Genomic DNA, 23,179 nt, shown 5'->3' with positions numbered 1-23,179 from the left:
CATACGCGTTCCTGGGACGATCCGCCCGTGCGGAACCGATTCGTCGTCGTGGGCACACTGCTCGCTCTTCTGGTCCTCAGCGGGTGTGCCGGTCCGGCCGGGATCTCATCGGCCGGACAGCTCGCCTCGGGGGACCGGCGCCAGGTCTCCGAACCCGTCGCGCCCAGCCGGACCTGTGCGACGGTGTCAGCTCAACGCACCCTGACAGGCGGTGCGGGCGACGACGCCGACGAGGCTGCACCGCCCGACACCGCACGTATCCAGCAGGCGCTCGACGATTGCGCCAGGACCGACGATTCGGTCGTGGCGGTTCGGCTGGCCGCATCCGACACGCTGACCGACTTCCTGAGCGGTCCGTTGACCGTGCGCCAGGGTGAAGTCCTCCTCCTCGATTCGACGGTGACGCTCTACGGCTCACGCAATCCCGCCGACTACCAGATCGCGGGTCGAGAGACCTGTGGCACGGTGGGCAGAAGCGGCGGCGGGTGCGCGCCGCTGCTCACGCTCGCCGGCGCGCACGCCGGTCTGGCGTCGACACTTGATTCGGCAGGACGACAGGGACGTATCGACGGGCGCGGCGGACAAGCGATGCTGGGCGCGTCGCAGAGCTGGTGGGACCTCGCTCAGTCGGCGAAGGGGCACGGCATCCAGAACGTGCCGCGACTCGTGCAGGCGACCAAGGCGGATGATGTCAGCCTGCACGACATCGACCTCGTCGACGCTGCCGGCGTCCATGTCTCGTTCCAGAACGCCGACGGACTCACGGTCTGGGGGGTGCGCATTCAGACGCCCGCGACCGCGCGGAACACCGACGGGATCGACCCGGCTGGAGCGACGGATGTCACGATCGCCGACTCCTGGATCATGGACGGCGATGACGGAGTGGCCGTGAAGGCGGGCTCGCAACCGTCAGCGCACATCTCGATCCTCGGGAACCACCTTTTCGGAACCCACGGAATCTCAATCGGCAGCGAGACGACGGCCGGCGTGAGCGACGTGCTCGTCGCCGACGACACCGTCAGCGGCACCGACGCCCTCGGGAACGTCAGTACGTCATCGACCGGCATCCGGATCAAGAGCTCGCCCAATGTGGGCGGCGTCGTGCAGCAGGTGACGTACCGGCGTATCTGCGTCGATGCCGTCAAGGCGCCGATCGACATTGACCCGTTCTACGGCGGGTCGAACGGTCCGAACGTCCCGCGATTCCAGGACATCGTCGTGTCAGACCTGCGCGCCACGAACTCGCCGCACGGGGCGACGTCCGTGCTGAAGGGCGCCGACGCCGCACATCCCTTGCGCGTGCGGCTCGAGAACGTCGATGTGGACGCAGGTGGGGTTGAGGCCTCCGACGCGGACATCACCGCATCCGGGGCCGTCTTCGGGGGAGCGGCACTGGACTCGAACGGATCCGATGTGCACGTCTCGGATGCGGATGCACCGACCCCCACCGAGGCGGCGCCGTGCGTGTTCCCCGCCTACCCCTCGCTGTGACGCGAGGGCCCGATCACTCCTCGGGCGGCGCGACGACCCGCGGCGTCGCAGGATTCAGGAAGTCGCCGGTGCCGACCCGCGCGTGCCGCCGAGAGTACGCGAAGTAGATCACGACGCCGAGGGCGAGCCAGATGAGGAAGCGCAACCAGGTCTCGACCGAGAGATTCAGCATCAGATAGGTGCAGATCAGCGCCGACAGGATGGGGAGTACGGGACTCCACGGCACACGGAAGCCGCGCTTCAGGTCGGGGCGCGTCCGACGCAGGACGACGACGCCGATCGACACCAGCACGAACGCCGACAGTGTGCCGATGTTGACCATCTGCTCGAGGACTCCCACGGGGGTGACACCCGCGACGACGGCGACGACGATCGTGACGACGATCGAGATGACCCACGGGGTGCGCCAGCGCGGATGCACGCGCGCGAGCTTCTGCGGAAGCAGGCCGTCGCGCGACATCGCGAAGATGATGCGCGTCGCACCGATCAGCAGCGTCAGGACGACGGTCGTGAGCCCTGCGACCGCACCGGCCGAGATGACCGTCGCCATCCACGACTGGCCGTGGTAGGCGAACGCGTTGGCGAGGGCTGCTGCGGGGTCGAGGTCGCGGTACGAGACCATGCCGGTGACCACGAGTGCCACGGCGCAGTACAGGATCGTGCAGATGATGAGCGAGGCGATGATACCGATCGGCATGTCGCGCTGCGGACGCCGCGTCTCCTCGGCGGTCGTCGCGACGACGTCGAATCCGATGTAGGCGAAGAACACCAGGGCTGCACCTGCGAGGATGCCGCCGACGCCGAACGTGGCCGGTTCGATGCCCGAGAGGAACTGCAGCAACGGCTGCGTGAGTCCGGAGGTGGATGCTGTCGCCTCTGCCGACGGGACGAAGGGCGCGTAGTTGGCGGGGTTGACGAACATGAGTCCGGCGATGATGACGAACAGCACGATGAACAGCTTCACCGCGACCAGGACCAGGTTGACGCGCAGCGACTCCTTGATGCCGATCGTCATGAGTGCGCCGAGCACGAGGACGAGCAGGATCGCGGGCACGTCCACCGCGCCGCCGTACGAGAGCTGCTCGGGCAGCACGATGCCGATCTGCTCGAGGAAGGCACCCAGGTAGGCGCTCCATCCCTGCGCGACGACGCTCGCGCCGAGGAACATCTCGAGGATGAGGTCCCAGCCGATGATCCAGGCGAAGAACTCGCCGAGCGACGCGTAGGAGAACGTGTAGGCGGAACCCGACACCGGCACGGTCGAGGCGAACTCGGCGTAGCACATGGCCGCGAGGCCGCACGCGATCGCGGCGATCACGAAGCTGATGACGATCGAGGGACCGGCGACCTCGTGAGCGGCGCGCCCCGTGAGTGTGAAGATTCCGGCGCCGATCACGACACCCACGCCGAACACGGTGAGATCGAGCGCGCTGAGCGATTTCTTGAGGCGGAACTCCGGTTCCTCGGTATCTGCGATGGACTGCTCGACCGATTTGGTGCGGAGAAGACTCACGTGGTGCTCACTTTCGACGGATTCCGTGGCGTCCGGAGCCACTCAGGGAGGATAGCCGCCGTCGACAGTGCGCGCACGGTCCATCGCGCCGTGTGTACAACTCCCTACAGGAGTGGTAGTCGCCGCGCGGCGCGCGCCGTCAGGAAGGGATGCCGGTGCGACCACGCCCGAGCAGATCGTCCGGGTCCTCGATGCTGCCGCCTCGTTGCACGAAGGCTGCGATCGGGAGCGCGCCCGCGATCGCGCCCAACACGGCTGCGGGAGGGCCATCGAGGACGGCTCGGTTCTCCGCGCTCTCGGCGCCGAGCTCGACATGCACGCGCGCGGAACTCTCATCGACCGTCGCGGACGCCTGGATCGCGGCGCCGGGGGAGAGAAGGGCTTCCGCCGCGAGTCCTACCCACTCCCCGCGCACGGTGTCACCCTCCCTCGGGCCGTCCGCCATGGAAGCAGCGCCCCAGCGGATGAGGGCGAAGACGGGTTCGCGTAGCTGCGCTCCTCGCGGCGTGAGCGAATAGACGACCGCCTTCTTTCCCGGGTCCTCCGCGCGGCTCACGATCCCCGCATCCTGCAGGTCACGGAGCCTGCTGGTCAGCAGGTTGCTGGCGGCACCGGGGAGCGAGGTGCGCAGCTGCCGGAATCGTCGCGGTTCGATCAGGAGCTCGCGCACGATGAGGAGGTTCCAACGGTCCCCGATCAGGTCGAGCGATACCGCAAGCCCGCAGAACTGGTGGTATCCGCTCACAACTGCTCCTTGCTCTCTTGCACACCAACGGTTTAAATTATCAACCATCTGAGGGGAGAGCGATGTGGACACACAGAAGAAGGCGATTCTGCCCGAGTGGGTCGATCGCGACGCCTACCCGTTCGAGACCGCCTCGGTGACCGTCGGGGGTCACCGCATCCACTACGTCGACACGGCCGCACCGGGACAGAGCGGACCGACGCTGCTGTTCCTGCACGGAAACCCGACCTGGTCGTTCGTCTACCGTGACGTCATCCGGGCGATGCCCCCGTCCGTGCGATGCGTCGCGCCGGACCTTCCCGGTTTCGGGCTTTCGGATGCCGCGGACGACTTCGACGGCACCTTCGTCGCGCACGCGGAAGCCATCGAGCTCTTGGTCGAGGCTCTCGGCCTGGAGGACGTCGTGCTCGTCGCGCAGGATTGGGGCGGCCCGATCGGTCTGCGTCTGATCGAGCGGAGCCCGGAGGGATTCCGGGGCGTGGTGCTCGGCAACACGTGGGCCTGGCCCGTCGCGCACGACCCGCACTTCACGCGGTTCGCCGGTGCGATGGGTGGGCGGATGGGCGCGTTCCTCACCCGTCGCGCCAATCTCTTCGTCAACTTGATGATCCCCATGGGCCATCGACGGCGTCGGCTCACGCGAGCCGAGATGGCGCACTACCGTCGCGCTCTGGGGACCGCGCGCCGGCGGGGATTCAGCGCCGTGCTTCCACGGGAGATCGTCGTCGCGACGCCCCATCTCGCGGAACTGGAGGCCGGACTCTCGGTGCTGGAGACGCTGCCCGTCCTCATCGTGTGGGGCGACAGCGACATCGCGTTCCGGGGGCCCGAGCTCGCCCGCTGGCGCGCCATCGCCCCGCACGCACGCGTCGAGGTGATCGAGGGGGCCGGACACTTCGTGCCCTCCGATGCTCCGGCGGAGATGGCAGCGTCTCTTCGCGGGTGGTTGGCGAATTTCCCCGGCGTCGCGACGTAGCGCGCGGACGCGCGCGGGTGTGCACTGACGACATGACCGGTTCGGGCCGCATCCCGGAAGCAGCCGTGCGTCGCGGCGGTGTCGCGGTGTTCCTGTGCGTCTCGTTCGGCGTGACGTGGATCCTGTGGGCGCCGTTGGTCGTCCAGGCGCAGCAAGGCGGGCTCGCCACCGTGCCGTGGACGTTCTTTCTGGGTTCTCTCGGGCCCGCGTGCGGCGCGCTGACCGCATCCCTCTGGGAAGGCGGATGGCGCGAGGGGGCGCGATGGGCGCGGCGCGCGTTCTCCGTGCGGTTCCCCGCGCGGTGGTGGATCGCTGCCGTGGGGATGCCCGTCGTCTACTTCGTCATCGGATACGGCGTCGCTGCGGGGGTCTCCGGGTCCTGGCCGGATCTGGCCAGGTTCGGCGCAACGGAGAAGCTCCCCGACCTCGCCTGGCCGCTGGTGGCCCTCGTGTGGGTCGTCACCTTCGGGCTGGGGGAGGAATCGGGATGGCGCGGGTGGCTCCTCCCCGCGCTCACGCGCAGGCTGTCGGTGTTCTGGGCTTCGCTGGTCGTCGCGGCGGTGTGGATCGGCTGGCATGCTCCCGCGTTCTTCTTCAATCCGACCTACACAGCCATGGGCGCCGGAATCATCGGCTGGATCCTCGCTCTCGTCACGGGATCGTTCCTTCTGTCATGGATGGCGCAGGAGGCACGCTGGAGCATCGTGCCGGTGCTGATCTGGCACGCAGGATTCGATCTGTTGACGGCCGCGGATCAGTCCGCGGGAGTCATCGCGTCCACCATCAGCGCGATCGTGATGACGCAGGGACTGGTGTGCGCCTGGCTGCTGTGGCGCGACGCTCGCGCTCGCCGGGCGCCCGCCCCTATGCTCAGCCCATGACTGAGCCAACGAAGGAACAGCTCGAAGCATCCGACAAGGTCGAGAAGCGCACGGTGGGCGGGGAGATTCGCTACTACCTGAAGAACATCAAGGAGCACTGGCCCGTCGTGATCGAGCAGCATCCGGATGCCGCCGGCCACGAGGCCTGGTGGACGTCGGACGGCAAGTTCCATGCGACCCACGAGCAGCTCCGCCGCGATGCGATGGTGGGCGGCATCGTCTAGCCCGCCCTCTCCTCACCGCGAGACTGCATCTCCCGCACGAGATCACTGTCGTTACCCGTGATCTCGTGGTTAGGATGCAGTTTCGCGGAAGATCAGCCGGCGCGGGGCCGACGTAGGGTGGCGGAATGGTGGAGATCGAGATGCGGGCACTCGATGCCGGAACCGTCCCCTTGGGCGACGCACGCGGACGATCGCGGCGCGCCGTCGCGATCGATGCCTTCGAGATCGGCGTATACCCCGTGACGGAGGAGCTGCTCGCGGAACTCCTCGGGATCGAAGTGCGCCACCCGCGAGTGCCGGCCACCGACCTGAGCTGGCTGCGTGCGGTGCGTCTGTGCAACGCCGCATCCGAGTGGGAGGGGCTGGATCCCGCCTACGGCTTCGACGGCGCGGAGGTCACCTGGCACCGGGACGCCGACGGCTACCGCCTCCCGACCGAGGCGGAGTGGGAGTACGCCTGCCGCGCCGGTTCCACCGCGGCGCACTACGGTCCGGTGACGGAGGTCGCGTGGACGGCGGCGGACGGCGTTGCGCGTGCGCAGTCGGTGGGCGGGAAGATGCCGAATCTCAACGGGCTCTTCGACACGCTCGGCAACGTGTGGGAGTGGTGCTGGGATCTGCTCGACCCCTCGGGAGACGACGATCGTCGGGTGTTCCGTGGGGGAAGCTTCGCGAGTGACGCGTTCAGCGCGCGGGCATCCACGCGTCGTGGCGCGCTCCCGGATGCGGGCGGAGACGACATCGGCATGCGTCTGGCCCGCGGTCCACAGGAGTCGTAGGGCGCGCTCCGCGACCCCCTACGCTGGGTCGGATGAGCGACGAGGGGGAGTCGGGGGAGCTGGCCCCGCGCGCGGACGGCGAGGAGCGATTCGCCGACGACCGCCCGCGTCCGACACCCTTGTGGGCTCTGCTGTCGCGGTGGCTCGTGCGGTGGGAGGCCTGGCTGCGCTCGCACGGCGGCCGGCCGCTTCGCATGACGATCGGCGGCTTCTGGATCGTCGTGACGGCGATCGCTGCGTTCCTGTTGGTCGGGCCGATCATCAACCCGCCGCTCGGGCTGGAGGAGATCACCGACTCGGCTGAGCACGCGACGGACACGTGGATCGCGCGGGACTTCGACGTCGACTACACGTTCACGCGGGACGACGACGGGCGGCTGCAGGCGGAGGTCGTGGAGACGATCACAGCCTTCTTCCCCGACGACGTCGAAGAGTCGGGCATCCGGCGTGTGCTGTCGACGCAGTACCAGGGACACGATCTCGCGCCGCGGGACGTGACGGCGTCGATCGACGGCGTCACTGTCGAGCCCCGCCTGCGGGAGAGGGGAGACCGGCTCACGTTTGTGCTCGACACGGGCGACCGGCTGAGCGGCGACCACGAGTTCGTGCTGCGCTACCGCATCCAGGACCTCGCCTACACGTCGACCGATGACATCACCGGTGACGCCGTCGATCTGCTGGAGTGGAGCGTCTTCGGGCCGGACTGGCCCCAGGGGTTCGCTGCGCTCGATGTCAGCGTGACGGTGCCGGATGAGCTCGACGCGCTGCTTCGTCGTCAACCTTCCGGCGGCGTCGCCTGGACCCTGGTGAGCGGGATGGACTGGCTCGAGCCCGAGGAGGACTCGCCGCCGGGTCAGAAGACGTACGCGTTCACCGTCGACCAGAACGTCCCCCCGCACGCGACCGCATGGTTCCGGATGCTGTTCCCTGAGGGCACCTTCACCATGCCGCCGCCGACAGGCCTGTTCCTGTTGCAGACCTTCGGTCCGCTCCTGCCGCTGGCGATCCTTCTGCTCACACTGCCGTTCGCCATCGCCGCGCGTGCCGTGGCATGGAGCGATGCGCGCGGTCGCCCCTGGTACGTCGCCCAGTATGATCCGCCGAAGGGCGTCTCCGTCGCGCAGGCCGTGCAGATCGTGCAACGTCCCCGCAACCGTGAGCTCGCGCTCGCCGTCGCCGCGGTGCGCGGCACACGTCGCGCCGTCAGGCGTACGGCCCTGATCGCGGCGGGGCGCGCGGCGCGACGGACGGGCCGGGTCGGCGATGGATTCCGGGCACGCGCGGGATACCTGCTCGACCGAACCAGATCGCGCCAGATCGCAGACGGATTCCGACGCATCCCGAGCGGCTTCGTCCGCGACTGGTTCATCGCAGCGCCGCTCGCGCTGACCGTCGTGCAGCTCGCCATCATCCGCCAGCTCTCGCACCAGGAGACGCTCGCGGTGATCTGGTGGCCCGGTCTGTTCGTGCTCGTCTCACTCGCGGTGTCGGCGATCGTGCTGTGGATCGCCGCCTCAGCCCGTCCGCTGACCCGGAAGGGCGCTCTCGCGCGGCAGCACCTGGCGGGTGTCGACGTCTACGCCCGCCGCACCTCGATGCTGCAGCGCACCACGATCGACGATGCACTGCTGCCCTATGCCGTGGTCGTGGCGGATCCGCGGGAGGCTGGTCGCCGTGTCGCGGCGCTCGTCGAGCGGGAGCTCGGCGGCGACGCAGACCTGCGCGCATGGCGCACCACGGACTTCCTATCGTGGCCCCGCCTGCTCGTACGTGCCGCCGCCCTCCTGATCGTGGCGGGCGCGGTCGTGCTCGTCGCGGTGATGCCCAATCCCTACCTTCGGCTCACCACGTACGAGCGATGGGACTTCGAAGACCCGGGCACGCTCTATACCCAGGTGGCCAGTGTGGGCGTCGACGCGCGCCTCAGCGCGGACGGCGACCGACCGCGTCTGGACGTGGTGCAGACCACGGTGGTGGACTTCGACGACGGATCGGCCCGTGTGCCGCAGTTCGCGACCCCCGTGCTCGCCTCGGTCGAGGGGCAGTCGCTCGGCCTGGAGGTCGACGAGGTGCGCGTCGACGGCGAGGCAGTTCCGTTCCATCTGTCGCTCCGTGACGACGCGGGCACGATCACGACCGCGATGACCCAGGTGCGCAGCGGCCGGGCCGAGGTCGAGGTGCGCTACGGCTATACCTCGCCGGCCGTGGCGGGGGAGGCCTCGCGGACGTCGGAGCGAGAGGGCGAGCCGGTGGACCGCATCCGATGGGCGGCGCTGGTGGACGGATGGGAGAGCGGGTGGACGTACCCGTCCGAGCCCGACCCGGTCACGGTCTCGGTGCGCGTCGACGACGACGTGGCGCGGCAGGCCATCTCGGCCGGCTGGTTGCGGGAGGACCCTGAGACATCAGAGGAGTCACGCGACTGGAAGGACTCGTCGTACGCCTTCGGCACGCTCGAGAAGGAGCTGGAGCCGTCACCCTCCTCCGGCGAGAAGGCGGGCACGATCACCGAGTCGGACGATGCGTCGCCGAACGGACGCGTGCACTCCTTCGAGGTCACCCGCGGTGAGTACGGCTATCCGACGGACAGCCTCTACTCGGATCTGGGGGTACTCATGGAGTTCCCCGCCGGAACGTGGGCGGGTCCTGATCCCGCCGCGCGCGACGCCGAGCAGTTCGCCTGGGCGCTTCCCACGATCATCGTGCTCTCGACCGCCGCCGTGGCGGTTGCCCTGGGCCTGGCCGCGGTCGTTGCCTGGCGCGTGCGCGGAACACGCCAGATGCCTCCCGGGTTCGTCCGTGATGTCTTCTGGTGGCTCACCCCGGCTACCGCGCTGGGCGCCGTCATCGTCGGAGTGTGGGCCACCGCCGATATCCCCGCCGGTTGGCCTGAAGTCGCCATCCAACTGCCGGCCTGCGGGCTCGCTCTGGTCGCCGTGATCGCCGCCGCTGTCGCGGTGAGGCCCGTCACTGCGCCCAAGCGACCCGACAACCGCGCCTGGATGCGGGCGCGCGACCCGCAGCGAGACGCGTGAGCTCCGCGGCTCAGTCGCGCATCGCGTTGCCGATGTAGGAGTACTTCACGAAGACCTCCGCGGCGATCCCCGCCTCCTCGAGCACGCCCTGTACGGCGGCGAGCATGTAACGCGAGTCCCAGCCCATGTAGAGGAAGGCTCCATCGCCGAGCTCGTCCCACTGGCCGTTCCACGCCCGGGTCTCGTAGACCGGACCGCCGCGCCGAGCGCTGAACGACAGGAGGTCCTCGCGGGCATCGGCCCACAGCCGCTTGAAGATGCGGTTGAACAGGGACGCGATGTCGTAGATCTCCCAGTGCTCGCCGCGGTACTCCACGTACGACCACTCCTGCTGCCAGCCCGGCGGGAACCCGCGGCGCTTCTTCGCGTCGAGGATGGGGGTCAGATCGTCGTCGTCGATAAGTACATCGGCTCTCCGGCGCCACACCGCGAGGAACAGCTCGATCAGCTCCACGGTGCGCCGGGAGATCGCGGCGGTGTTCCAGGCCTCGAGGTCGGCGACGGAGGCGGTCAGTCCGACGGTGCTGCGGCGGTACAGGTCGCGCTTGTCCGGGAACGAACGGTCGAGCGCCCGCTCCGCGAGCGGTTCCTCGAGCAGAGCGAGGTTGCCCAGCGTCGCCGCCAGGGCGCGGTGGCTGTTCTGCTCGTCCTCCGAGAACTCGCTCCAGGTCCGAACGCCGTCGCCGCTCCAGCCGTCGCCGGGTGCGAGCGGAACGACGTGCTCGACGTCGAGATCCGCCGCGGAGTCGCGTCCGGCGAGGCGTGCCAGCACGTAGGCGGGATGCGGCAGCGGAGTGAACTTGAGGGCGATCCGCATCCGCTCGTCGGAGGGTGTGATGCGCCCGAATGCGTGGCTCAGCGCCTCGGGCCCTTCGGCTCGCGCACGACACAGACGGGCGACGAGCCTATCGTTCGTGAGACCGACGACCAGCCGGCGCAGCAGCAGCGCCTGCAGATCCTCCAGCGTCTGGATCAGTGCGTCGCGGTCGATGACGCCCTGCTCGTGGTCACGGTAGGCGGCCATCACCAGCGGGAAGGTGCCGCGGCCGAACGTGCCGAGGAAGCGAAGCTGCGCGGCGACGCCCTCGTCGGAGGCGTGCGAGGGCTCGAGGAGCACGCGGTAGATCTCCGAATACGCCTTCCACTCGGCCGCATCCCGTTCCAGGGTCTCGGCTTCGAGCACCGGGAACTCGCCGCGGAATGCGTCGTAGACGGCGCGCGTCGTTCCACCCGTGAGTTCGCGTCCGGTGCGCATCACCAGGTAGTGGCGCCAGAAGTCGGCGATCGCCTCACCCGTGTTCTGTTCGATCGGCAGCCAGAACCGCTCCTCGATCTCGGTCTGCTCCGCGTGGGTGAGGCCCATGAGGATGTAGTTGTGGATGAGCTCGTGGTCGCGCAGGGGCTCGCCCGTCGAGTTCAGACTCTCGAAGATCTGCTGCGCATTGGCGTCGGCGCCGAGCGCGATGGCGACGTGCTCGAGGCGCTGGAGCCCTCGCCAGATGCGGGGCGCCTCCTCAGGTCGGATCTGGCTGCGGAAGAACGCATAGTTGTCGTCGAAGCGCGACGTGCGATCCTCGGCGTCGGCATCTCGCCGGTCGAGCACCACGCTCTCGAAGACGTCCGCCCACGCCCGGTGGGGGCGCAGCTTCGTGCGGTGGGTCTCGCCGCCGCGCACGAGCACCTCGTGCAGGCGTGCCGCCAGCGCAGGGTCGCTGTCTCGCACGGTGTGCTCGAGGGCGGCGACCAGAAGCATCAGCGTCGTGATGCGCTGCTGACCGTCGATCAGTACGAGCTCGGCGTCGTCGGAGTCCCCGCCGCGCGACGACAGGATGGATGCCAGGAAGTGCGTGTGGCCCTCCGGGAGATCGGCGACCTGGCGCACATCGGCCAACAGCTGCTCGCACCCGCCGATGTCCCAGCGGTACTGCCGTTGGTACACGGGCACGACGATGGCGAGGTCGGGATCGCTGAGCCAGGCGATCGTGTTGACGGCGGTCGCATCGACGTTGGTGGCGGTGGCCATGATCCTCGATCTCGTTGCGGGCGGAGCGCGTCGCGCGGGGCGACCAGACCACTCTAGGCCGGGGTCTCGGGCCTCCCGGGTATTGCCGGGGAGCCCGAGTAGGCTGACCTTACCTGGGCCAGTAAAAACGCGCTGACCCCCCACCGAAAGGCATGATTCGTCATGGGTTACATCAAGTCCGCCGCTCTCGAGGAGACCGGCTACGTCGTCCTCGACAGCTACAACCAGGAGCTCGATCCCAAAGAGTGGCTCGACATCGAGTACAACGACTGGAAGTCCTCGGGGGACACCCGGTTCGCTCCTCTTGCCAGCGCCTTCGGCGAGATCGAGTGCAACGGGTTCTGGAACCACAAGCCGCCGCGCACCGACAAGGACGGCGTGTGGATCGACTCGCAGGTCGCGAAGGCCCCGAACCTCGTGCGCCGCGCGCAGGAGCCCGGCGCGAACGTCGGCCGCTGCCGCGTCATCGAGCTGCAGCCCACGCCCTACGGCGACTGTCTGTACAACCTGCACCAGGACGACAACAACCGCCTGAACCCGGACGGAACCGGCTGGGTCGTGCGCGGCTTCTTCAACCTGACGGACGACAAGGACAGCTACTTCGTTCTGCGCGAGAACCGCACGGACCCGCGTGGCGAGGTGCGCATCGCGCTTCCCGCCGGCGCGCAGCTGATCATCGACACGCAGCGCCTCTGGCACGCGGCAACGCACAACGGCACCGACCCGCGCTACTGCCTCATCACCTCGTGGACGTCGGGTCCCGAGCTCGACGCGTACATCGAGAAGTACCACGGTGTGAACCACGTCGAGAGCGTCGAGGTTCCGCAGGACGTGCTCGAGCACGGCTACGCCGAGCAGGCGCGTAAGGATGCGGCGCGCGCCGCGTACTACGCGGCGAAGGGCCAGGCGGCCGTCCAGGCCATGAGCGAGGCCTGAGACCTCTTACAACGGTGGCCCGGTCCGCAGTGCGGATCGGGCCACTGCTTTGCGTGCACGCGCTCGCGCGTCAAGAGGCGGGGTCGGCAGGAGGCGATCGCGCAGGATTGAGCGGGACGAGGGGGAGGGCATGCAGCCGAGTGAGGTGGTCATCGACGCGCCCAGAGCGCGGGCGATGCGGACATGGATGATCGTCATGGTCGTCTGCGCGATCCTGGGCGGGGGCGCGCTGATCGTCGCCGCGATCCTGGCGCTGACGATCCCGTTCGCCGGCCTGGGGGTGGTGCCCGCCGTGCTGATTCTCGCTTTCGGCGGGTTCCTGCTCTTCCTTGTCGCGATCGTGGCCTCGTTCGTGCGTGTCGACATGCACGCGACAGACGGCAAGGCGATCGAGTTCGCGATCGCGAGCGCCGGTTACGGCCAGATCGACGCGCGGCGTCTGCTGCGCGGAGACGCTGTCGTCACCTCGTCCGGGCACTGGGCTCGCCTGCGACGCACTTCCGACGGACAGCGCAGCTGGATGATCGTCACGCTCACTCCGGCCGGCCCGCGGCTCATGTGATCGACTCCGTGTGGTTTTTACCCGGCTCGACCGTTTGTTTGTGTGGCTATGTGTTGTAATGTGTTGATCCTTCGAGGAGGATCATGTACGCAACGGAGCGCCAGGCGGCGATCGAGCGAATCTTGGACGCCGAGGGACGACTGGTCGTCGTCGATCTCGCGGCACGCTTCGACGTCACCACAGAGACCGTGCGACGCGATCTCGCAGCCCTGGAGCAGCGCGGAGTTCTGCAGCGCGTGCACGGTGGAGCGGTCGCTCAAGGCCGCTCCAGCACTCGCGAGACGTCGATCAGCGAACGCATCCATGAACGCAGCGATGCGAAGGGGCGCATCGCCCGTGCGGCGCTGAACCTCCTCGGCGACCGCTTCAGCGGATCGGTGCTGCTGGACGCCGGCTCCACGGTGGGCGCACTCGCGCAGGAGCTGCCGTCCGCCCTGGCGATGCGCGGAGGGCGCGCGGATGTCGTTACGCATTCCTTCGCCCATGCACCTCTGCTCGCTGAACAGGACGGCATCGACCTCACCCTCGTGGGCGGTCGGGTGCGTCGCGTGACGGGCGCTGCGGTCGGGGCGACGACCGTCGCCGCGATCGAGGGTCTTCGCCCTGATGTCGCCTTCCTCGGCACCAACGGACTCTCCGCCGCGTTCGGTCTCAGCACCCCCGATCCGGAAGAGGCCGCCGTCAAGCGTGCGGCCGTCGCGGCGGCGCGGCGCGTCGTGGTGCTCTGCGACGCGCAGAAGTTCGACCTCGAGCTTCTCGTCTCGTTCGCGCCGCTGTCCGCTCTCGACGTGCTCGTGACGGATGCGGTTCCGCCCGCCGAGCTGGCCGAAGCGCTCGAGCGCGCCGACATCGAGGTGGTGGTCGCATGATCGTCACCGTCACCGCCAACCCGTCGCTCGACAGAGCCGTGTCGTTGGCAGCCCCGCTCGAGGTCGGCGAGGTGCAGAGCGCCCTCGCCGTACGCGAGGATGCCGGCGGCAAGGGCGTGAACGTCTCCCGCGTCGTTGCCGCCGCCGGAACGGCGACGCTCGCCGTGCTTCCGCTGGCCGACCGGGATCCCTACGCCGCCGCGCTCGCTCAGACCGGCATCCCGGTGCGCTCCGTTCCCGTGCACGGCCACGCCCGTGCGAACCTCACACTGGCGGACCCGCACGGCACGACGACGAAGATCAACCTGCCCGGCGCCGAGCTCGACGCGGCGGATGCGGGCGCGCTGATCGAGACGATCGTCGCCGCCACGGCAGGTGCCGACTGGCTCGTGCTGGCAGGATCCCTTCCGCCGGGTGCGGGCGACGACTTCTACGTGCGCGCGATCCTCGCTGTGCGTGCCGCGCACGGCGACGCGACTCCTCGCATCGCCCTCGACACCTCCGGCGCCGCGCTCGCGGCGGCCGTGGCCGAGGCCCGCCCGGATCTCATCAAGCCCAACGAGCATGAGCTCGCCGAGCTGACCGGCGCTCCCGCCGACACCCGCGACATCGACGGCATCGTCGCACTCGCGCAGAACCTCGTCGGCCCGCGTGTCGGTGCGGCCTTGGTGACGCTCGGCGCCGCTGGTGCGCTGCTGGTCACAGAGGACGGCGTCTGGGTGGGAACGGCTCCCCGCATCACCGCGGTCAGCACGGTGGGCGCGGGCGACAGCTCCCTCGCCGGATACCTGCTGGCCGATGTGGCCGGCGCCGAGCCCGCCGAACGTCTGCGTATGGGGATGCGGTACGGCGCGGCCGCCGCATCCCTTCCTGGAACCCAACCCCCGACCCCGGCGGATCTTGTGACCGCCGAGATTCCCGTGCAGCGGATCATCCGCTGACGAACCCGACCACTGGAGGTCATCGTGTCCGACACCATCACACCGGAGCTCGTCGTCCTCGACGAAGATCTCGGCGCCGACAAGGCCGCCGTCATCCGGGCCCTTGCCGCGCGCGTGGTCGCCGCGGGTCGGGCCACGGATGCCGACGCGCTGTTCGCCGACGCCTGGGCGCGCGAGGAGAAGGATGAGACCGGCCTGCCCGGCGGCATCGCGATCCCGCACGCGAAGAGCCCCGCCGTCTCGCAGGCCTCTCTCGCCTTCGCGCGACTGAAGCCCGCCGTCGCCTTCGGCGCCGGCGACGGCCCCGCCGATCTCGTCTTCCTCATCGCCGCTCCCGCAGACGCCGCCGAGGAGCACCTCGCCGTGCTGTCGCGCCTTGCGCGGAGCCTGATGCAGGAGTCGTTCACCAGCGACCTGCGCCAGGCCGCCGACGCCGCCGCCGTGGTGTCCATCGTGCGTCAGGCGATCGGCGAGGAGCGGGCCGCAGCGCCCGCGACGACTCAGGCGGCACCCGCCGCATCCGCATCCGCCGCGCTCGAGGTCGATGGTCGCCCCGCGCGGATCGTCGCCGTCACCGCCTGCGCGACCGGTATCGCGCACACCTTCATGGCCGCCGACGCGCTGACCGCGGCCGCCAAGGAGCAGGGCATCGACCTCATCGTGGAGCCCCAGGGTTCCAGCGGCTACAAGGCGCTTCCGCAGAGCGTGATCGACGACGCCGACGCGGTGATCTTCGCCGTCGACGTGGATGTGCGTGAGCCGCAGCGGTTCGCGGGAAAGCCGGTCGTGCGCTCGGGCGTCAAGCGCGGCATCGAGCAGCCCGTCGCCCTCATCACGGAGGCTCTTGCCGCGGCGAAGGACCCGAACGGCGCACGCGTGCCGGCCGCGTCCGGTTCCGCTTCGGCGTCGAGCAACGCTCCCGTCCGGAACGAGCGATGGGGCGCGAAGATCCAGCGCATCCTCCTCACGGGTGTGAGCTACATGATCCCGTTCGTCGCCGGCGGCGGTCTGCTGATCGCTCTCGGCTTCCTGCTCGGCGGCTACCAGGTGACCGCTGACGCCGGCAAGGTGATCATCGATAACTCGCTGTGGAACCTGCCGACGGAGAACATCACGTCGCCGCTGGGCCCCATCGGTCAGTACCTGGGTTCCGTCGCCTTCATGATCGGTGCGACCTCGATGGGCTTCCTGGTGTCGGCGCTGGCCGGCTACATCGCATTCGCGATCGCGGACCGCCCCGGCATCGCCCCCGGTTTCGTCGCCGGTGCGGTGGCGGTGCTCATGAACGCCGGCTTCATCGGCGGCATCATCGGCGGTCTGCTCGCCGGCTTCATCGCCTGGTGGCTCGGACGCCTCAACCCGCCGCGCTGGTTGCGCGGTCTGATGCCGGTCGTGATCATCCCACTGATCGGCTCGATCATCGCCTCGGGGCTCATGATCCTCTTCCTGGGCCGACCGATCGCCGCCCTCATGGACGCACTGAACGTGGGTCTGACCGACCTCGCCGGTACCGGTGCGATCGTCGTCGTCGGCATCATCCTCGGCCTCATGATGTGCTTCGACCTCGGCGGCCCCGTCAACAAGGTGGCGTATGCCTTCGCGACCGCCGGACTCGCCAGCGCGTCGACGGCCGACATCCACGCCGTGCCGTTCCTGATCATGGCGGCGGTCATGGCCGCGGGCATGGTCCCGCCGCTGGCCATGGCACTGGCCTCGACCGTCCTCGCGCGCGGCCTGTTCACGCCTGTCGAGAAGGAGAACGGCAAGGCGGCCTGGCTGCTGGGCGCCGCCTTCATCAGCGAGGGCGCCATCCCGTTCGCAGCGGCCGACCCGCTGCGCGTCATCCCCGCCAACCTCATCGGCGGTGCTGTCACCGGCGGACTGAGCATGGCGCTCGGTGTCTCCTCGCTCGCCCCCCACGGCGGCATCTTCGTGTTCTTCGCCATCGACCCGATCTGGGGCTTCCTTCTCGCGCTCGTCGCCGGAACCCTGGTCACCGCACTCGCGGTCGTGGCCCTGAAGAAGTGGGTCGGACGCAAGGAACTCACTCAGGCGCAAGCGGCTGCAGCACCCGTCGCGGCCTGAGAGCATAGAAGGGTAAGACGAGAGGAATCACTCATGGCAGAACGTCAGGCGACCATCGCCAGCAGCTCGGGCCTTCACGCCCGCCCCGCCAAGCTCTTCGTGCAGGCGGTGCAGGAGAAGAAGCTCCCCGTCACGATCGCGCTCGAGGGCGGCCCCGACCTGAACGCCGGCAGCATCCTGTCGATCATCGGTCTCGGCGCATCGCACGGCAGCGTCGTGACGTTGAAGGCGGAGGGTGAGGGGGCCGACCAGGCTCTCGACGAGCTCGTCACGCTGCTCGAGACGGACCTCGACGCCGAGTAAGGCGTCCTTCATACGAAGAAGGCGGATGCGGTCACCTGCGGGTGCCGCATCCGCCTTCGTCGTTCGCGCTCAGAGTTCGAGGGTGTCGCCCGGCTCGAGCACCACGAGATCGCCGCCGTGCTGTTCCGCCGCCCACTTCAAGCGGCCTCGCCCCATCTCCTTGCCGGCGACCGAGAGCGTCATGTCGTGCGTGGCGAACACCTGGCGCGGCTTCACCGCGAGGACGAAGTCCATGGCGTCGCCGATCTTCAGCCAGGGTGCGCCGACGGGGGCCGCGAGCACGGCCACGTCGTGACCCTTGGGGAGGGCGTACGAGTCACCCGGATAGTAGAAGGTGTCGTCGACGAGGACGCCGACGTTGTCGATCACCGGGATGCTCTCGTGGATGACGGCGTGGTGCCCGCCGAAGAAGCGGAGGCGGAATGGCTCCACCTCGACGGTGTCGCCGGGGGCTACGACGGTGATGTCGTATCCGGGTGCGGCGTTCTTGACGCCCTCGGGCGCGTAGATGGGCAGCCCGGGATTGGCGGCGACGAGGCGGTCGATATGGTCGGCCGTCCAATGGTCGGGGTGCTCGTGGGTGATCACGAGGGCCGCGACGTTCGACGTGTCGGGCAGGGGAGTCGTGAACGAACCGGGGTCGATGATGAGCTTGCGGCCCTGCTTCTCGAGGGTGACGGCGGCATGCTCGTGCTTGGTGATTCGCATGACGCGAGTCAACTCTTCAGTGGTCATCGAGGCAACCCGACACGGATCCCGGCCTCGATTTGGCGCAATGCAAAACCGCATGGCATACTTGAACGGTTGCCACGGCAGCGGCCCCATCGTATAGCGGCCTAGTACGCCGCCCTCTCACGGCGGTAACGCGGGTTCGAATCCCGCTGGGGTCACCAAGAGAAAACCCCCGGTCAATCCGGGGGTTTTCTTGTTTCCTCGTGGCGTGCGCCTCGGCAGCATCCGCTCGCGTGTCACGCGAGGCGACCACGCGGGCGGCGCTCGAGATCCTCGCCGAGATCCTCGAGGATCCGCCGGGCGACGAGGCGAGCTGACGGCTCAGTGGTGCGGCACCACGGGAACGGTGCCGTCATCACGCAGCAGGACCCCGTCCTGCACGGCGCCGAGGGCCGGCGTCACCAGCACCGCGATGAGCGCGGCAGCGGCGAGCAGCTGACCGACCCGCAGATGCTGCGCGGGCACGTTGCCACGGGTGGCGGCTGCCGCGCAGGCGCCGAGCGCCGCGCTGAGGGCGACACACACCGAGACGCCCACGATGCTCGTGTGCGCGGGTTCGCTCGCCAGCAGCGACGTCGAGACGAGCATCGCGAGGAGGGCACCCGCCGTGGTGGAACGGGGGGCGAGAAGGCGACCGGCGCGAAGTGCCGCGATGCCCCATCCGAGTCCGCCGAGCCCGAGAGCCGCGGCACCGACACCGATGATCCGGTGTGCCGACGTCGCATCCTGGAGGACGACGGCGCCCGCCCCGAGAGCTGTGAGCACGAGCGCTGCGCCCCAGGCGAGGGCGGCCGGCCACGGGCCGGCGAGCAGTGCTGCCCGCCGGCCCGTGGCCGCGCTCGTGCGGTGGATGCTCATGCCGTCGCGACGCGGGTGCCGCGGTCCGCGCCGACGCCGATGGCCAGCAGCACGACCGCGCTGCCGAGGTGCAGGAAGTGGTCGGGGACGTTCAGGGCCAGGATGTTGGCTGCGGTGCCCACCAGGAAGAATCCAGCGACGCCGAGCAACAGGTAGGCGGCGCCGACCACGGTGTTCACGGTCTTCGCCGCGCGAACGTTCGCGAGGCCGGCGACGAGCAGAGCCGCACCGATGAGCAGGTGGGCGATGTTGTGCAGCGGGTTCACGGCGAAGATGCCGAGGAGAAGCCCGCCCTCGGTGGCGAGGAAGCCGACGCCGCCGGTGACGGCGAAGCCGAGGAGGCCGACGAGGAGATAGATCGCGCCGAAGACGGTCGCGACGATGCGGTTCGGGGACGAGCTCATGATGACCTCCGATGTAGGGAGGGTGCGACCGTGTGCCGCACCCATCACTTGTTCGTGGCAGGCTCGCGAACGGATGGGACGACTTTCAGGCTGCTCACAGAAACGGGGCGCCGATCCCGAAGGAACGACGCCCCGTGCGCGGTGAGGTCAGTTGAGAAGACCGCCGAGGTCGAGGTTCGAGGTGAGGCCGTCCACGAGGTCGCCCACCTGCGTGCCGATGTCGCCGACGGATCCGCCGATCGATGTCTCGGGGGCGACAGGCGCCTCGATGCCGGTCTCGTTGCCGGAGCCGACCGGTGCCTCGACAGGAGCCTGCACGTCGTTACCGGAGGCGACCGGCGCCTGCACGTCGTTACCGGAGGCGACCGGCGCCTGGTTGCCGGAGAGCACGTCGCCCACGATGGGGCCCTGGATCACGCTCACGTCGCCGACAGAGGTGTCGGGGGCGACGGACGTGTCGGGGGAGACCGAGGCGCTGCCGGCCTCGATCGCGCTCGTCAGCCAGGTCTGCGCGGCTTCGACCGGGGCGCTCAGCGTCGTGGTGAAGGTGGACCAGTCGCCTCCGCGGGGCTCGTCTGCCGACGCCGGCAGCGCGAATCCGGCGACAGCGATCGCTGCAGCGCCCGCTCCCGCAGCGGTGATGATTGCCAGACGGTTCTTCGTGTTCGTACGCATCGATATCTCTCCTTGTTTTCCGTCTGCGACCTTTCGGCCGCACACAGGTCATCCGAAGCCGCGACTCGATCGGATGGGAGGAAATATCTCAGGTCGTGATGGCGAACATGGCGTCCGTCGTGGGCAGACCGGTGGGCGAGCCGCCCGCGGCCTCCACGGTGACAGCGATCACGTCGCCGGGCTGGAACGTGCCGTCGAGCTCGGAGACGGCGTCGTCAGTCGAGAAGGTGCCGGCCGGAAGCGGGGCGCCGTCGCGGATGAACCACATCTCGAAGGTCTTGTCGTTCTCGAGTGTCGGCATGCCGTCCGTGACCAGCACGGCCCGTCCCGTGGATGCGGACCAATGCGCCGTCGCGGACGCGCCATCGTCCAGGGTGACGCTCGCCGACTGCGCGTCGGGGGCGTCCTGGATCTGCTCCAGGGCGACCTGAGCGCCGTCCTCGGGGGTCAGCAGGCGCCCGAGCGAGAGGCCGCCGATGCCGAGCGCGAGGATGAAGGCGAGGGAGGCCGCGAGTGCGAACCACATCCGCGAGCGGGGGCGGCGCGCGGGCGCTGCTTCGGCTGCAGGGGTCGCGTCGGCGACGGGAGCGTCTTGGGGGAGGGAAGCGATCTTCGCGAGGAGCGCGTCGCGCACCTGCGGGCGGGGTACCACGTCGCCTGCGCCACCGGCAAGGGCGGCTGCGGTGTCGAGCTCGGTGGCTACGATCGTGCTCCAAGCGGGGTGGGCGGCGAGGAGCTCCTGGAAGCGCATCTCGTCGTCTGCGGACAGCGCATTCAGGGCGTGGCCGGCAGCCAGGTCGCGGAACTCTTCCTCGTCCATCACTGCACCCCCATCCTGGTTCGCAATCTGCTCAGTCCATCACGCATGCGTGTCTTCACGGTTCCCAGCGGCGCCCCGACGAGCGCGGCGATCTCGGTCTGAGAGTAACCGCCGTAGTACGCGAGGACGATCGTCTCGCGCTGCGCTTCGGGTAGCCCGGCGAGCGCCTCGGAAACGCGCCCGCCCTCGATCTTCAGTTCCACCGTCTCGGCGACGCCGTCATATGCGACGTCGAGATCGCGAAGGCCGACGCGTGCATCACGATCAGCGCTGGCCTGCGACGCCCGCACGCGGTCGACGGCTCGGCGGTGCGCGATGGTGAGAACCCACGACCTTCCTTGTCCCTTGTTCGGAGCGAAGCGCGAAGCGGATTGCCAGATCTCGAGAAAGACCTCCTGCAGCACCTCCTCGCTCTGCGAAGGGTCGACGAGGACGCGACGGATGAGGCCGAACATGCGCGGCGAAAGCATGTCGTACAACTGCGCGAAGGCGTTCTGATCGCCCCCGGCGATCGCGGTCAGCAGCGTCGCCACATGATCGATACCCCCCGAGCCGTCCTCGGGAACCTCGACGCCGTCGATCACCACAGTCACCAGCATGCCTCATCGCGACACGGGACCCGGGGGGCGCGCGGCGAGGATCGCCGCGTGATAGGACCGCTCAGTCGGCTCCGGGCGAGTCCGTCGGATGCGGGAGGTCGGGCTGAGCGCGTCGCGCGCGACGCCCGCGCGCGACGCGCCGCACCGCCCACACGACCACGACCGCGACGGCGACCACCGCGAGCCACGGCAGAAGGAAGCCCAACCCGATCACGATGCCGTTCACGGTTGCGACGAGTCCCGCCCATCCCGCAGCGATGCCGTCGCCGAATCCGGCGGGATCCGCTTGCGGCGCCGCGTCCTTCTCAGACAGGGTGACGGTCAACGTCGACATCGCGACCTGATCTTCCAGCATCTCGAGCTGCTGCCGGTCCGCATCCAGCGCCGCCTGTCGATCGGCGAGAGCGGACTCCGCCGCGATCAGGTCCGCGACCGATGCTGACTGCCCGAGCAGCTCGGTCAGGCGCGCGACGGAGGTCTCCTGAGCGGCGATCCGTGCCCGCAGGTCGACCGCCTGATCGGTGACGTCGAAGCGGTCCACCGAGGACGCCGACACTGTTCCCAGAGCGCCGACCTGATCGATCACATCCTGCAGCCGGTCGGCGGGGACCCGCACCGTAATCGAGCTCTGCGCGGGCCCCGGATAGATCGGATCCGTCGTGGCCGGAGAGCCGGCGATGCTCGCTGACGAGACGTACCCCTGCACACCTGTCACGATCGACGTGATCTGTTGCTGGATGTCCTCGGGGTCGTCCACGGTCATCTGGAGCCACCCGGATGCGGAGACCTCGCGCCCCGCATCCGTCGCTGCGGACCGGCCGCCGTCGGCCCCCGCGACGTCCTGCGCCGCAATGGCACCCTCCTGGGTCTGGACGTCGAGAGGCGCCGAGTCGGAGAGGGACACCGAGCTCGCATCGGCGCCGCGGCCACCGATGACGACGGGGGAGACGAGCGCCGCCAGCGCGACCACCGCGACTCCGGCGGCGGCGACGGCCCACCCGCCACGACGCCGCGCCCGTCGGCGGATCCGGTCGAACTCGAGGTCGCGTTCGATGCCTCGCTCGATGCGGTCGATCTGCGCGGCGCTCGGACCCTCCGGCAGGGAGCGTCCGTTGCCCTGATCCCGGTCGTTGATCGTCATGATGCGTTTCCCTCCTGGACGGTGCCGCGCAGGCGGCTGCGGATGCGGGAGAGACGGTTGCGGACAGCACCGTGGCTGATGCCGAGCGCCGCCGCGGCGGCGTCGTAGGCGTAGCCGTGCGCGGCGCAGAGCACGAAGAGTTCGCGATCGAGCTCGTCGAGGCTCGCCACCTCGCGGGCGACGCGATCGGCGAGCTCTGAGTCGATGACCGCCTGCTCCACGTCGATCGGCGAGGGCATGCGCTCGTCGAGCGTCGCGCCGACGTGGTCGCGTTCACGGCGCAGCGCCCGCAGGCGGTTCGCGCACACGAGGCGACAGATCGTTGCGAACCACGGGAGAGCCGAGACTCCCTCCAACCGGAAGCCGCGCAGCTTCCGCCACGCCGTGACGAACGTCTCCTGCGCCGCATCCTCGGCGTCCGCGGTCGTCGGCAACAGGATCGCCGCGATGCGATACACCGCGTCGATGTTGCCGCGATACAGCGCACGGAACGCCTCCTGGTCTCCGTGCGACGCGCGCGCGATCAGCTCCCCATCGCTGGTCATCGTGCCCCAATCCCTCAGCGCCGACTGCGCCGACGTCTTCTC

Annotated in this window: 23 protein-coding genes and 1 tRNA gene; 13 read left to right on the top strand and 11 right to left on the bottom strand. The window is 69.3% G+C overall.

What is annotated here, in order from left to right; all coding sequences use genetic code 11:
* The first annotated feature begins 27 nt into the window (after window positions 1-27).
* Complete coding sequence (locus tag ACYVJS_RS13760) at window positions 28-1,491, top strand: glycoside hydrolase family 28 protein (protein WP_460740448.1); 1,464 nt, start codon at window positions 28-30, stop codon at window positions 1,489-1,491.
* A 13-nt stretch (window positions 1,492-1,504) separates the two neighbouring features.
* Here the strand turns inward: ACYVJS_RS13760 and ACYVJS_RS13755 are convergent, their stop codons facing one another.
* Together ACYVJS_RS13755 and ACYVJS_RS13750 are read right to left on the bottom strand one after the other, a co-directional pair.
* Window positions 1,505-3,004, bottom strand: a complete 1,500-nt coding sequence (locus tag ACYVJS_RS13755) for an amino acid permease (protein WP_460740447.1) — start codon at window positions 3,002-3,004, stop codon at window positions 1,505-1,507.
* 139 nt (window positions 3,005-3,143) lie between these two features.
* Window positions 3,144-3,749, bottom strand: coding sequence for a winged helix-turn-helix transcriptional regulator (locus tag ACYVJS_RS13750; RefSeq protein ID WP_460740446.1), 606 nt, complete (start codon window positions 3,747-3,749; stop codon window positions 3,144-3,146).
* Between the two features lie 64 nt (window positions 3,750-3,813).
* On the opposite strand from ACYVJS_RS13750, the gene ACYVJS_RS13745 reads away from it, so the two are divergent.
* The 5 genes from ACYVJS_RS13745 (at window position 3,814) to ACYVJS_RS13725 (ending at window position 9,644) form a co-directional block, all read left to right on the top strand.
* Window positions 3,814-4,725, top strand: a complete 912-nt coding sequence (locus ACYVJS_RS13745) for an alpha/beta fold hydrolase (RefSeq protein WP_460740445.1) — start codon at window positions 3,814-3,816, stop codon at window positions 4,723-4,725.
* Window positions 4,726-4,757: 32 nt separating this feature from the next.
* Window positions 4,758-5,606: a CPBP family intramembrane glutamic endopeptidase gene (locus ACYVJS_RS13740; RefSeq protein WP_460740444.1), complete on the top strand. Its 849-nt coding sequence runs from the start codon at window positions 4,758-4,760 to the stop codon at window positions 5,604-5,606.
* Window positions 5,603-5,830: a hypothetical protein gene (locus tag ACYVJS_RS13735; RefSeq protein WP_344228693.1), complete on the top strand. Its 228-nt coding sequence runs from the start codon at window positions 5,603-5,605 to the stop codon at window positions 5,828-5,830. The genes ACYVJS_RS13740 and ACYVJS_RS13735 overlap by 4 nt, the downstream gene beginning before the upstream one ends.
* Window positions 5,831-5,955: 125 nt before the next feature.
* Window positions 5,956-6,609: a formylglycine-generating enzyme family protein gene (locus ACYVJS_RS13730; protein ID WP_460740443.1), complete on the top strand. Its 654-nt coding sequence runs from the start codon at window positions 5,956-5,958 to the stop codon at window positions 6,607-6,609.
* A 32-nt stretch (window positions 6,610-6,641) separates the two neighbouring features.
* Window positions 6,642-9,644, top strand: a complete 3,003-nt coding sequence (locus ACYVJS_RS13725; protein WP_460740442.1) for a DUF2207 domain-containing protein — start codon at window positions 6,642-6,644, stop codon at window positions 9,642-9,644.
* A 10-nt stretch (window positions 9,645-9,654) separates the two neighbouring features.
* Here the strand turns inward: ACYVJS_RS13725 and ACYVJS_RS13720 are convergent, their stop codons facing one another.
* Window positions 9,655-11,667, bottom strand: a complete 2,013-nt coding sequence (locus ACYVJS_RS13720) for a DUF262 domain-containing protein (protein WP_460740441.1) — start codon at window positions 11,665-11,667, stop codon at window positions 9,655-9,657.
* Between the two features lie 162 nt (window positions 11,668-11,829).
* On the opposite strand from ACYVJS_RS13720, the gene ACYVJS_RS13715 reads away from it, so the two are divergent.
* From ACYVJS_RS13715 to ACYVJS_RS13690, 6 genes are all read left to right on the top strand, one after another.
* Window positions 11,830-12,603: a hypothetical protein gene (locus ACYVJS_RS13715; RefSeq protein ID WP_137417202.1), complete on the top strand. Its 774-nt coding sequence runs from the start codon at window positions 11,830-11,832 to the stop codon at window positions 12,601-12,603.
* Window positions 12,604-12,733: 130 nt separating this feature from the next.
* A complete protein-coding gene (locus ACYVJS_RS13710; RefSeq protein ID WP_460740440.1) occupies window positions 12,734-13,165 on the top strand; it encodes a hypothetical protein in 432 nt (143 codons plus the stop codon).
* 83 nt (window positions 13,166-13,248) lie between these two features.
* The gene (locus ACYVJS_RS13705) at window positions 13,249-14,034 is read left to right on the top strand and encodes a DeoR/GlpR family DNA-binding transcription regulator (RefSeq protein WP_460740439.1); all 786 of its coding nucleotides are present in this window, start codon (window positions 13,249-13,251) and stop codon (window positions 14,032-14,034) included.
* A complete protein-coding gene (locus tag ACYVJS_RS13700) occupies window positions 14,031-14,975 on the top strand; it encodes a 1-phosphofructokinase family hexose kinase (protein WP_460740438.1) in 945 nt (314 codons plus the stop codon). Before ACYVJS_RS13705 ends, ACYVJS_RS13700 begins: the two co-directional genes overlap by 4 nt.
* A gap of 24 nt (window positions 14,976-14,999) precedes the next feature.
* Window positions 15,000-17,060 (top strand): PTS fructose transporter subunit IIABC, encoded by a 2,061-nt coding sequence (locus ACYVJS_RS13695; protein WP_460740436.1) that lies wholly within the window; start codon window positions 15,000-15,002, stop codon window positions 17,058-17,060.
* A gap of 33 nt (window positions 17,061-17,093) precedes the next feature.
* Window positions 17,094-17,363, top strand: a complete 270-nt coding sequence (locus ACYVJS_RS13690) for an HPr family phosphocarrier protein (RefSeq protein WP_460740435.1) — start codon at window positions 17,094-17,096, stop codon at window positions 17,361-17,363.
* A 69-nt stretch (window positions 17,364-17,432) separates the two neighbouring features.
* On the opposite strand, the gene ACYVJS_RS13685 is transcribed toward ACYVJS_RS13690, so the two are convergent.
* On the bottom strand, window positions 17,433-18,071 hold the full coding sequence (locus ACYVJS_RS13685; RefSeq protein ID WP_460740434.1) for an MBL fold metallo-hydrolase: 639 nt from the start codon (window positions 18,069-18,071) through the stop codon (window positions 17,433-17,435).
* Between the two features lie 109 nt (window positions 18,072-18,180).
* On the opposite strand from ACYVJS_RS13685, the gene ACYVJS_RS13680 reads away from it, so the two are divergent.
* Window positions 18,181-18,256, top strand: a tRNA-Glu gene (locus ACYVJS_RS13680).
* A gap of 160 nt (window positions 18,257-18,416) precedes the next feature.
* Here ACYVJS_RS13680 and ACYVJS_RS13675 read toward each other — a convergent pair.
* The 7 genes from ACYVJS_RS13675 to ACYVJS_RS13645 form a co-directional block, all read right to left on the bottom strand.
* Window positions 18,417-18,953, bottom strand: a complete 537-nt coding sequence (locus ACYVJS_RS13675) for a hypothetical protein (protein ID WP_460740433.1) — start codon at window positions 18,951-18,953, stop codon at window positions 18,417-18,419.
* Window positions 18,950-19,357, bottom strand: a complete 408-nt coding sequence (locus ACYVJS_RS13670) for a DUF4383 domain-containing protein (RefSeq protein WP_460740432.1) — start codon at window positions 19,355-19,357, stop codon at window positions 18,950-18,952. The genes ACYVJS_RS13675 and ACYVJS_RS13670 overlap by 4 nt, the downstream gene beginning before the upstream one ends.
* A 147-nt stretch (window positions 19,358-19,504) precedes the next feature.
* The gene (locus tag ACYVJS_RS13665) at window positions 19,505-20,032 is read right to left on the bottom strand and encodes a hypothetical protein (RefSeq protein WP_460740431.1); all 528 of its coding nucleotides are present in this window, start codon (window positions 20,030-20,032) and stop codon (window positions 19,505-19,507) included.
* 88 nt (window positions 20,033-20,120) lie between these two features.
* Entirely contained in the window at window positions 20,121-20,852 is a 732-nt protein-coding gene (locus ACYVJS_RS13660) for an anti-sigma factor (protein WP_460740430.1), read from the bottom strand.
* Window positions 20,852-21,451 (bottom strand): ECF RNA polymerase sigma factor SigK, encoded by a 600-nt coding sequence (gene sigK, locus ACYVJS_RS13655; protein WP_460740429.1) that lies wholly within the window; start codon window positions 21,449-21,451, stop codon window positions 20,852-20,854. Before sigK ends, ACYVJS_RS13660 begins: the two co-directional genes overlap by 1 nt.
* A gap of 61 nt (window positions 21,452-21,512) precedes the next feature.
* A complete protein-coding gene (locus tag ACYVJS_RS13650; RefSeq protein ID WP_460740428.1) occupies window positions 21,513-22,592 on the bottom strand; it encodes a DUF4349 domain-containing protein in 1,080 nt (359 codons plus the stop codon).
* On the bottom strand, window positions 22,589-23,137 hold the full coding sequence (locus tag ACYVJS_RS13645; RefSeq protein WP_460740427.1) for an RNA polymerase sigma factor: 549 nt from the start codon (window positions 23,135-23,137) through the stop codon (window positions 22,589-22,591). The genes ACYVJS_RS13650 and ACYVJS_RS13645 overlap by 4 nt, the downstream gene beginning before the upstream one ends.
* Between the last annotated feature and the right edge of the window lie 42 nt (window positions 23,138-23,179).

The organism is Microbacterium neimengense (assembly GCF_054782995.1).
The sequence above is the reverse complement of the archived record's forward strand: the minus strand, read 5'-3'. Positions and strand labels throughout refer to the sequence as shown.